Origin of the sequence: Salinibacter sp., assembly GCF_036626415.1 — a bacterium.
In the GTDB taxonomy this organism is placed as follows: domain Bacteria; phylum Bacteroidota; class Rhodothermia; order Rhodothermales; family Salinibacteraceae; genus Salinibacter.
Genome location: NZ_JAZKRW010000106.1, coordinates 1 through 10,357, shown reverse-complemented (window position 1 = coordinate 10,357; position 10,357 = coordinate 1). Strand labels below are relative to the sequence as shown.

Annotated in this window: 11 protein-coding genes; 8 read left to right on the top strand and 3 right to left on the bottom strand. The window is 67.5% G+C overall.

Features of this window, described 5'->3' with window-relative positions:
• On the bottom strand, positions 1-228 hold a 228-nt coding region (locus V5A20_RS11010), incomplete at its 3' end, for a hypothetical protein (protein WP_332327346.1).
• 165 nt (positions 229-393) lie between these two features.
• On the bottom strand, positions 394-1,074 hold the full coding sequence (locus tag V5A20_RS11005) for a Uma2 family endonuclease (RefSeq protein ID WP_332327345.1): 681 nt from the start codon (positions 1,072-1,074) through the stop codon (positions 394-396).
• 303 nt (positions 1,075-1,377) lie between these two features.
• Between V5A20_RS11005 and V5A20_RS11000 the strand changes: the two genes are divergently transcribed.
• The 6 genes from V5A20_RS11000 to V5A20_RS10975 all read left to right on the top strand — a co-directional run bounded on the left by V5A20_RS11000 (position 1,378) and on the right by V5A20_RS10975 (position 5,086).
• Entirely contained in the window at positions 1,378-2,883 is a 1,506-nt protein-coding gene (locus V5A20_RS11000; protein WP_332315501.1) for a capsule assembly Wzi family protein, read from the top strand.
• A gap of 194 nt (positions 2,884-3,077) precedes the next feature.
• Positions 3,078-3,584 carry a Uma2 family endonuclease gene (locus V5A20_RS10995; protein WP_332315502.1) on the top strand — a complete coding sequence of 169 codons (507 nt, stop codon included), beginning with the start codon at positions 3,078-3,080 and terminating at the stop codon, positions 3,582-3,584.
• Positions 3,585-3,667: 83 nt separating this feature from the next.
• Positions 3,668-3,811, top strand: a complete 144-nt coding sequence (locus V5A20_RS10990; RefSeq protein WP_332315503.1) for a hypothetical protein — start codon at positions 3,668-3,670, stop codon at positions 3,809-3,811.
• Positions 3,812-3,950: 139 nt separating this feature from the next.
• Entirely contained in the window at positions 3,951-4,316 is a 366-nt protein-coding gene (locus V5A20_RS10985; RefSeq protein ID WP_332315504.1) for a chorismate mutase, read from the top strand.
• Positions 4,317-4,399: 83 nt separating this feature from the next.
• Positions 4,400-4,831: a hypothetical protein gene (locus V5A20_RS10980; protein ID WP_332327344.1), complete on the top strand. Its 432-nt coding sequence runs from the start codon at positions 4,400-4,402 to the stop codon at positions 4,829-4,831.
• Positions 4,832-4,930: 99 nt separating this feature from the next.
• A complete protein-coding gene (locus tag V5A20_RS10975) occupies positions 4,931-5,086 on the top strand; it encodes a hypothetical protein (RefSeq protein ID WP_332327343.1) in 156 nt (51 codons plus the stop codon).
• A gap of 124 nt (positions 5,087-5,210) precedes the next feature.
• On the opposite strand, the gene V5A20_RS10970 is transcribed toward V5A20_RS10975, so the two are convergent.
• Positions 5,211-6,125: a tetratricopeptide repeat protein gene (locus V5A20_RS10970; RefSeq protein WP_332315507.1), complete on the bottom strand. Its 915-nt coding sequence runs from the start codon at positions 6,123-6,125 to the stop codon at positions 5,211-5,213.
• A gap of 579 nt (positions 6,126-6,704) precedes the next feature.
• Here V5A20_RS10970 and V5A20_RS10965 point away from each other — a divergent pair.
• Entirely contained in the window at positions 6,705-7,718 is a 1,014-nt protein-coding gene (locus V5A20_RS10965; RefSeq protein WP_332327342.1) for a sugar phosphate nucleotidyltransferase, read from the top strand.
• Between the two features lie 170 nt (positions 7,719-7,888).
• Complete coding sequence (locus tag V5A20_RS10960; protein ID WP_332315509.1) at positions 7,889-10,348, top strand: endonuclease MutS2; 2,460 nt, start codon at positions 7,889-7,891, stop codon at positions 10,346-10,348.
• Positions 10,349-10,357: the final 9 nt, after the last annotated feature.

The window sequence follows — 10,357 nt, the reverse complement described above, 5'->3', positions numbered from 1 at the left end:
CACGAACACAACCGCACGCATGAAGTCGTGCTCCCCGTGTTTGTTGGTTTCGAGCGGGGGCGGGAGAAACGCGCCGTAGGGGTCGCCGTCCGCGTACCCCAAGCCGGGCGTCGGGGATCCGATGTGCGGGGGGACCCCCTGCGCGCGCACAAGAGTCCAGTCGCAGTCCAGGCGTGCGCGGCCCTGATGCGGAAACTTGAGCGTCCAGAGGGTGGCGTAGATGCTCATTGGGAAGCGGGGAGGAGGCCTTCCATCTGACGAGAAGAGAGACCGGCACCAAGCGGGGCGTCCGTCCGAACGATCATCCCCCAGTTGCGGGGGCGGTGCCGGGAGGCCGGTCTGCCGACTCCGCGTCCGTGCACCCCCGGATCCGGGGACCGTCCGGAGAGGGGGTCAGCCCGCCGCCAGCTGCTCGACGAACGCCTGGTGCCGTTTCATTCCGGTCTCTGCCTGCACGGCCGCCAGTACCCCTGACAGGTCCCCCCCGAGAAGTGCCTCGACGTCTAGGACGAGCCCGGGGAAAGACTGGCTTCGCAGAAGACCCTCGCCGTCCGGGGAGAGCGTCAGGTATTCGCCCCCCTCCAGCACAAACCAGTCGAGTCGGCCCTCCTCAATCTGCCACACGACGTACTCCTGGACGCCGTTGCGCCGGTAGGCCCGCTTCTTGTCGTGCAGGTCGTACGCGGCCGAACTGTGCGCCACCTCGGCGACCAACTCCGGCGGGCCCTCGATGTAATCGTCCGTGCTGATTCGGGACTGGCCCCCACAGTCCGCGTCGATCCGGAGCAGGGCGTCGGGCTGTGGCTCGTTATCGAGATCGAGGCGAATGGTCGCGTTGTCCCCGACCGACACGTGCGGTGTGGCGGCCGCGTACGCCACGAGCCAGCCGATAACTGCACTGTGGGGTTCACTGTGGGATTGGAAGTGGACGGGAGAGGGCATGTAGACGGTGCCTTCAATGAGCTCGGCTGTCTTGACGTCGGGCATGGCCTCGTAGCGCTGCTCGAACTCGTGTCGGCTGAGACGATCCCCGTTCTGAAGCGCTGGAACCGGAGGGGAGGAAGAAGAGGCCATGGGAACGAGCATCTGGTTGTGAGGGGCACTGGAATAACGACCGGGAGTGGGGTGTGGTTCTGGCTCTCCGACCTGGCACGGCCCCCGTCTTCGTCGCGGGCGTCGGCCCGCTCCAAATGTCGCAAAGCGGGCCACGACGAGTGGCCTCTCCAGCGCGAACGCGGTGGCTCTCGTCCGGGGGTCGTCCCCACATGCAGGTCCAGCTTCTCTGTGCGGCGGCCGGGAACAAAGCGCACCGGCACTGATGGACACAGGCGTTCGCCAAAAGCTGCCGCGCCACTTGTGACATCGCCCAGTTTGAGTATGCACGCCCCGCCCCATCAGCGCCTCGCTGGATCGACGTCGTCCCTCCTGGTGGGGCTCCTCATGGGGGCGGGGATCTGTGGCCTACTCGTTGAGACGACGGCCCGCCCCGCGCAGGCACAGGGCGTGGGCCCGATTCAGGCGGAGGTGTCGGTCTTCGGGGCGGGGGCGAGCACGGAGGCGCTGCCCTTCTGGCTGGGCGCGAACCAGTACGGGCGGCTGGGCCGGAGCGGGACGCCCCTTGGGGCGCGCCTCGCGGCCCGGCGGCCCTTTTCGGGCGCGGCGGGCGGGCTCGACTACGCCGTCGGGGCGAGCCTTCTGGGACGGGCCTCCGCCCACAGCACGCTCCACGTGCAGGAGCTCTACGGGCAGCTCCGATCCCGAGGGCTTCAACTGACGGCCGGATGGAAGAAGCAGGTCATCGGGCGGGTCGACACGGCCCGCTCGCTCGGCGGCATCACGCGAAGCCCCAACGCGACGCCCCTCCCAAAGGTGAGCGTGTCGACCGACGGATACGTGCCGGTGCCGGGCACGAACGGGTTCCTGAGCGTCAAGGGATATCTGGCCCACGGCTGGATGGACGGCGATCGGGTGGTGCGCAGCCCCTTTCTGCACGAAAAGTACGGCTACCTGCGGATTCTGCCGCCCGACGGGCCCGTGACGCTCCATGCGGGGCTGATCCACCACGCGCTGTGGGGGGGAACGCCCACGGCTCCGGTCGCGGGTCAGGAGGAGGGGGCCTTTCGGGACGGGCTCCGCCAGTTCGGCCGCGTGTTCTTCGCGCTGCGCGGTTCTAATGAGCGGGGGCCCGACCACATGGGCAACTACGACTTTAGCGCCGACGTGGCGGCGGGGCCGGTGAAGGGACAGGTGTACCGGCAGTTCTTCTTTGAGGACAAGCCCGGGCTGTGGTTTCGGAACGTGTGGGACGGGCTCTGGGGCGTGAGTCTCCAGCGCAGTGGCGAGCCGTCACTCGTGGACGCCATTCTGTACGAGCACTTCCGGTTCATCCGCCAGAACGCGAAGTACGCGGAGGGAGAGCGGGCCGGGGCCGACCGCAACTTCAGCCAAAGCCTCTACCGGTCGGGCTGGACGTACCAGGGCCGGACGCTCGGCCTGCCGCTTGTGACGCCGCCCGCCAACACGCCCGGTGTGCCGGACGACCGGCCCGGCATCGCCAACAGCCTCGTCGTGGCCCACCACGTGGCCGTGGAGGGCACGCTGCACCAGCCGGGCCTCTCCTACCGGCTCACGGGCACGTACAGCGAGAACAGTGGCTCGACAAGCCTGTGCTCGGATGCCGACTGCACGCGGCTGCTGGACGATCGCTTTTCGCGGACGAGTCAATGGTCCTTTCTGATGGAAGCGTTCGGGCAGGTGCCGGGGACGGAGCACCTCTCCTACGACTTGGGCGTGGCCGTGGACACCGGAGATTTTCGGCGGGAGAGCGTGGGCGTTCGGGTAGGGCTCACGTGGCAGGGGCTGTACGATCCGGCAAGTCGGTAGCCCACGACCCGTGGAGCCTCCAACATGTCCGACGGGAGGGCCTAGAGAAATATTATCGGTCGGGCACAAGAGACGGGGGGCGGTTCATATGGTCAATCAGACGGCTTGATGGGCGGATGAGGAGAAGGACGGATCCTCTAACATGATCGCTCATTTTTAGGCCTGCAAGCCGTTGAATATTCCATTGCCCGGCCATGTCAGCCCCCGTCACACCAGCGAAAGATCAGCAGAAGCGGTGGGCAGAGGTGATCTCCGATCCTCTTCTCTCCGAGCTCCCGTACAAGGTCGAAACCAATCGCCGAGGACAGCTGATTTTGAGTCCACACTCTGCTTCGCATTCTGACACCCAGGGCGATATCATTGCTCTTCTGCAGAAGCATGCCAACGGGGGGAGGGTCCGCCCAGAATTCCCCATCGTGACGGCAAAGGGCACGAAGGTGGCCGATGTCGTGTGGTGCACCCTGGAGCGAAGGGAGGAGATGGAAGAGACAGGAGACCCTCCCACTCTGGCTCCGGAGGTCTGTATCGAAGTGATGTCCGCGTCGAACGACTGGACGGAGATGGACGAAAAGCGTTCACTCTACCGGGATGCGGGAGCCGAAGAAGTGTGGATTGTCACCGAAGAGGGGGCGGTCCGCTTCTTTGCCGACGAAGAGCGAGACACGTCCGAGGTGATTCCGAACGTTCCGGGGCATCTGTAGGGGCGTGAGACGAATGTTATTGTTCTGTGTAGAATTGCGGGGACGTTGACATCCCTGTTCGTGACCCGTACCGTGCAGTCGTCATGAATCGACGCGCTCCCACATCCGCCTGCCTGTCCGCGGCCGACCCGCACGTCGGTGCGACCGGGGGCCTCTACGCCTTTGCCCTCTTCTATCTGGGCTACGCGTATGTCTATTTTTATCTCCTGACGGCCGGCGGCACGTAGAGCGAGCGCATACCGCATCCTTGCACCCCGCCGGCCGATCGCCCTCGGCCCCGGCGGGGTTTTGCTGTGTGTGGGCCGACGGCCACGCGTCCGGTGGGTCCCCGACGTCCCCACTCATTCTTACACCGACGCCCCACCCATGCCCACGTCTACCGACGCCTCGACCGTGCAGGAGGCCCGCGCCCGCATCGACGCCATCAACGAGCGGGTCGTGGAGCTGCTTGCCGAGCGGCAGTCCATCGTTGACGACCTCTGTGCCCTGAAGGCCGACGCCGGCCGCACCGTCCGCGATCCCGAGCGGGAGGCCGAGCTGCTGGCCCACGTCCGGGCGGTGGCGGACGAGGCCGGGCTCCCCCCCGACCTCGCCGAAGCCCTCTTCGAAGAAATCCTGGCCCACTCGGTGGAGCGCCAGCGGCGCCAGCGGGCCGACGGGGCCGCGGAGCTGTCGGCCGACGAGGGGGAAACAGTGACTGAGAGGGCCGCGGAATGCGGGGCGCAGGCCTAGCGACGAGGCCTCGGGGCTGAATCTCTCCGCCCGGGCGCGCATTCAAGCCGGGCTGATTTCCGTGAACTGGCCGTGCCCCCGCCATGAGTTCGTCCTCGGACCGCCCGGACTTTGTGCCGGAGTACAACAAGCCGGACGCCCCCGGCCTGCACATGAACTTCGACAACACCGTCTCCCTCTACCACGTCGTGCAGGCGGGGGACGACTTCGAGGCGGCCGCCCACGACGTGTTCGCGCTGCTGAAGGAGGCGCAGACGGAGTTTCCGGACTGGCCGCGCGTGCTGTACCTCGACATCGAGGGCCACGCCCGGGACGATGGGCGGCTGGAGGAGGACATGATCGAGCTTCAGCAGGAGTTCCTCCTCGCCGCCATGGGCAAGTTCTTTACCGCCCTCGCCCTGCCGCTGGTGTCGGTGGTCAACCCGGACGATCAGGTGAACGACCTGCCGGACGAGCTCGTCCTGCAGCCGCCCGACGCGGACCTGCCCGAAGAGACGGCCTGGCCGAAGGAGTGACGTCGCGTCGGGGCCGAGAAACCGCCGCCCGACGGCCCCGGTATCGAGATCGGACGTGCCGTCGACCGTTTGCTTTCCCAAAAACACGTGCTGCCCGCCATGGCCCTTGCCCCCGCGCTCCTTCAAACCGCCGCTCAGTTCCAGGCCAACGCGCCGGTCGGGACGGGCATCGAGTGGCTCACCCTCGCCGCCCTCTTCGTGCCCGCGGTGCTCCTCGTTGTGCTCGTCTACTGGGGGGCACAAACGACCATTTGAGGGGCCCGGGCGGTCCCCAGCTCGCACCTACAGAACCCCGAATCCACACGAAAACGCCCGTGCCGGGAGGGCCGGCACGGGCGTTCGGGGATTGTGGGAAGGCGTGACTGCGGAGGGCACCCCACTACACATCGTCGCACTCGTTTTCGAGGTAGTGGTTGGCGCGGGCCTCGTAGTCGCCGTAGGCCGCGTTTTCGAAGGTTTGACAGGCGGAGGCCTTGTTGCCGAGCTCGATCTGCGACTCGGCGATCACGAAGTGGAACTTGGCGGCGTCGGTACGACTGCCTTGGTGCATGTCGAGCCCCTGGCGGGCGGCCTGGATGGCCTGCTGGTACTGCCCGCTTTCGTAGAGGGCCGTGCCGCGATAAAACATGGCGTTCGCATTCGGGTCCACGTACTCGGTCATCTGGTCGAGGGCGTCGAGCGCCTCGTTGACCTGGGCCTGCGACGGGTTGTCGCCCTGCAGGGCCTCCGACGCCTGGGCCAGAAACTCGTCCTGAATGCGCTCGGTGGCCAGGCCCGCCACGCGGGTGTTGCCGACCTCGTTGCCGACCTCAATCGCTTGCCGGAGCGACTGGAGCCCGACTTCCGTGCTGTCCTCCATGTTGATAAGGGCGAGGCCTTGGTTGTACTGGACGGTGGGGTCGGCCTCCGTGTACTCCTGCAGCCTCTTGAAGTGGGCCAGGGCCCCTTCGTAGTCCTCCTGATTCAGCGCCGCGCTCCCGGCGCCCTTGAGGCTCTCGATGAGGTTGTTTTCGATCTTCCCGATGAGGTTGTCCAGCCCCAGCTGCTGGGCCAGCTGAATGGACTCTTCAAACCGCGCGGCGGCCACCTCGTAGTTCTCCGCGTTCCCGGCCTGGGCGCCTTCCTTGTAGGTTTGCTGCAGCTCCTTCTTCAACTTCTGCTTCTGTTCGGCGGACAGGGTGCTCTCACTCTGTGCCAGAACGCTCCCGACCCCGAGCTGAAGACCGAGCAGGCAGGCGAAAGCGACGGCTGTCCAGCGGGTCACGAGGGCGCGGGGAAGCCAGTGCGTATTCATAACTGGTGGGCTGATTGCAGGGAGGAGTGAAAAACCGTCGATAACAAATGCCGAGTACGTTAGGAGTGCTCCCCACTTTTGTTTCCGGGGGCAACGTGCCCGATGTCGACGGAAGCGTCGGGGGGAGGCACGACCCGGTTGGTCTGTTTCCGACGCAGTTGTTCAGGGTACAACGTCCGTGCCGGAGGCGCCTACGGGACGACCGCCGGGCCTCCGCGCCCATTCCCCAGATCGGTGCAGCCCGTCCTCCGCGGTCCTTTCTGGAGCGTGGGGCCGCACGCGGCCGAAGCCGGTCACGAATATGAAAATGATATGCGGGGCGTTGGGGGGCGATGTGTGCAGGCCGCTCGTAGGGCGCGATGCGCAGGGCTGTCTAGGATTTCACACACTCTGCCCGGACGAGAGCCCAAATTGGATGGCAGGTGTGGGCAGAAGGGGAGCACGGTGCGTGCTGGTATTCGGGGCGCGATCTCGTTATTGTTAAGGGGGCGCTCCGCCGGGCGCGTCCCTCGTGCATCATCTCGCCCGCGGAGGCCCCGACTCCACAGTCTTCCTGTACGCATCCCATCATTGGCACCCATGAAGCTCATCGTTCCCATGGCCGGGCGCGGCACCCGCGTTCGTCCCCACTCGCACGTCACCCCCAAGCCCCTCCTCAAGGTGCGAGGGCAAAGCATCGTCGAGCGCATCGTTGACACCTTTTCCCAGGTTCTCCCGGCGCCGCCCGACGACGGCGTGTTCGTTCTCGGGCCTGACTTCGGCAACGAAATCCGCGACCAGCTCACGGCGCTCTGCGACGAGCGCGGCATCACGCCCCACTTTCCGGTACAGGAGGAGGCCCTGGGCACGGCCCACGCCGTCGGCTGTGCGGAGGGGCACCTGCAGGGCGAGGGCGTGGTCGTCTTCGCGGACACGCTCTTCGGCCTGTCCGACGCGGTGACCCTCGGGGACGCCGACGTGATGGCGTTCGTCCGCGAGGTCGAGGACCCGAGCCGCTTTGGGGTCGCCGTGCGCGACGGGGAGCGGGTGACCGAGCTCATCGAAAAGCCCGACGACCCGGTCTCCAACGAGGCGCTCATTGGGATCTACTACCTCCGGGAGCTCGCGCAGCTCAAGGACGGGATCGACCACGTCATCGACAGCGACCTGAAGGGCGCGGGCGGGGAGTACCAGCTCACCGACGCCCTGGACTACCGCCTGCAGCAGGGCGACGTGTTCACCACGGCGGGTGTGGACGCGTGGATGGACTGCGGCACCATTCCGGCCCTCCTGGAGACGACGGGGCGCGTCCTGGAGCGCGAGTCCGACGACCTGCACCAGGGCACCGTCACAGACAGCGTCGTCCACGATCCGGTCTACATCGGCCCGGACGCGACCGTGAAGAACGCGGTCGTGGGCCCGCACGTCTCGATCGAAGAAGGCGCGACCGTCTCCAACGCGGTGGTGCGGGACAGCATCGTGTTCGCCGGGGGGGAAGTGGAGAACGCGGTGCTGGCCGACTCGGTCATCGGGCGCGACGCTGCGATCGACCAGCGGGTGCAAAGCCTCAACGTGGGCGACCATTCCCAGATCAACGTGGAGCTGCGCAGCTGAGTGGGACGGATTTGTGGTGAAGGATGGGTCGTGACCGCGCCGAGGGGGCGGTCGGTCGGAGCAGGCGGCCCGGGTCCGTTGTTTGGAAACGCGTGAGGTGGGAAAATCGTCTCCGCCTCCAGGCACTGAAACAGCACGCCCCTCGCGTTCTCCACCCCCTACACGCCCCAATGGAGACCTATCCCGACGCGCTGGACGAGAAGCTCGGCTTCGACGTGGTGCGCGACCGCCTGGCGGCCCGCGTGCAGAGCCCGCTGGGCCAGGAGCGCCTCGAGTCGATGCAGCCGGCCCAGTCGATGGACGGGCTGCGCCGCGAGCTCGACCGGGTGGAGGAGCTGCAGGGCGCCTTCCAGTACGGCGACTCGGTGCCGCTGAGCCCGATGTACGACCTCCGCGACGCCCTCCGGCGCGCCGCCCCAGAGGATGCCTACGTGGACCCGGAGGACCTGATGGCGACCCGGCGCACGCTCGTGACGCTCCGGCGGCTGAAGAGGCATTTTGAGGCGCGGCGGGACGACTACCCGCGGCTGGCCGACGCCGTAGCGCGGGCCACGCCGCTGCAGGAGATCGAAGAGCACATCGCGTCCATCCTCGACGAGGATGCCTCCATCCGGGACGACGCGTCGCCGGAGCTGCGGCGCCTGCGCCGGCAGATCCGCTCAAAAGAAGAAGAGCTCCGCACGACGCTCGACAAGGCCCTCCGCCACGCCGTGCAGGAGGGCCACGCGACCGGCGAGCAGGCCACCCTCCGCGGCGGGCGCATGGTGATCCCGGTGCGGGCCAGCGCGAAGGGGAAGGTGGAAGGCTTTGTCCACGACCGCTCTGCCAGCGGGCAGACCGTCTACATCGAGCCGGCGGCCTGCCTGGAACTCAACAACGAGGTGCGCGAGCTGAAGAGCGCCGAGCAGGCCGAGATCGAGCGCATCCTGCGACAGGTGACCACCCACATCCGGGCCGAGAGCGACGCGATCGAGACCAACCTGACGGTGCTGGCGCAGTTCGACCTGCTGCGGGCGAAGGCCCGCCTCGCCAACCGGCTGGACGCCGTGGTCCCCAAGCTCAACGACGAGGGCCGCATCGAGATCTACGAGGGCCGCAATCCGGTCTTGCAGCTGCACTTCGAGGCGCTGGACGAGCAGCCCGAGACCGACGGGCGCGCCCCGGGCGAAGACGAATCCATCCCGCCGCGGGAGGTGGTGCCGCTCGACCTGGCGCTGGGCACCGACTTCCGCACGCTCGTCATCACCGGGCCCAACGCGGGCGGCAAGACGGTGACGATGAAGACGGTCGGCCTCTTCTCGCTCATGCTCGCGTACGGGCTGCCCCTGCCGGTGGCGCCCCACTCGTCGGTGCCCCTCTTCGACCAGATCGTGGCCGACATCGGCGACGAGCAGTCGATCGAGGACGACCTGTCGACCTTCAGCTCGCACGTCTCCAACCTGCGCCACATGCTCTCCGCGGCGGGCGACAACGCGCTCGTCCTGATCGACGAGGCCGGCACCGGCACGGACCCGGACGAGGGCGCGGCGCTGGCGCAGGCGGTGCTGGAGCGGCTGACGGCGGCCGGCGCTCGCACCATCGCCACGACCCACCACGGCACCCTCAAGACGTACGCCCACGAGACGGAGGGCGTCGAGAACGGGTCGATGGAGTTCGACCAGGAGACCCTCCGCCCCACCTACCGCTACCAGGAGGGCGTGCCCGGGTCGTCCTACGCCTTCGAGATTGCCCGCCGCATGGGCCTGGCGGACGACCTGCTGGCACGGGCCCAGGACTTGGCCGGGACCCAGAAGACGGCGATGGAGAACCTCATCACCACCTTTGAGCGGCGCACGCAGGAGCTGGAGGACGAGCTCTACGACGCGCGCACGGCCCGCGAGAAGGCCGAGGCGGAGCAGCAGCGCTACGAGGAGAAGGTGCAGAAGCTGGAGAAGGAGCGCGACGCGTTCCGCCAGGAGGCCCTCGAAGAGGCCGAGCGCATCGTGGAGGAGGCCAACGCCCGCATCGAAAACACCATCCGCGAAATTAAAGAAGCACAGGCCGAGTCGGACGCCACGCAGGAGGCCCGCCAGCAGCTCGAAGAATACAAAGAGGACCTCCAGGCGCGGCGCGAGGAGGCCGCGCCGGAGCGCGACGAGACGCCGCCGGCGCAGGGCGACGGCACGTCGCAGGCGGTCTCGGACGCGCCCATTGCCGAAGGGGATCAGGTGGTGGTAGACGACGGCTCGACCGCCGTGGAGGTGCAGGAGATTGAAGACGGGGAGGCCCGCCTGATGATGGGGGCCATGCACATGCGCGTATCGCTCGACCGGCTCACCCGGGTCGACGGCCCCGATCCTGAGCCGGAGTCGGAGGCTGGGGGCGGCACCGAGATGACGGCCCTGGAGGCGAGCCCCTCGATCGACGTGCGGGGGCAACGGGTGGACGAGGCCCGCCACCAGGTGCAGCACTTCCTCGACGACGCCGTGGCGGCCAACCTCGATACGGTCGAGATCCTGCACGGAAAAGGCACCGGGGCGCTCCGCAATGCCCTCCACGACATGCTCGCGGACCGTCCGGACGTGGCGGACCACCGCAAGGCCCCCATCGAAGAAGGCGGCGCGGGCGTGACGAAGGTGGACCTCGAGTAGAGGGACCGC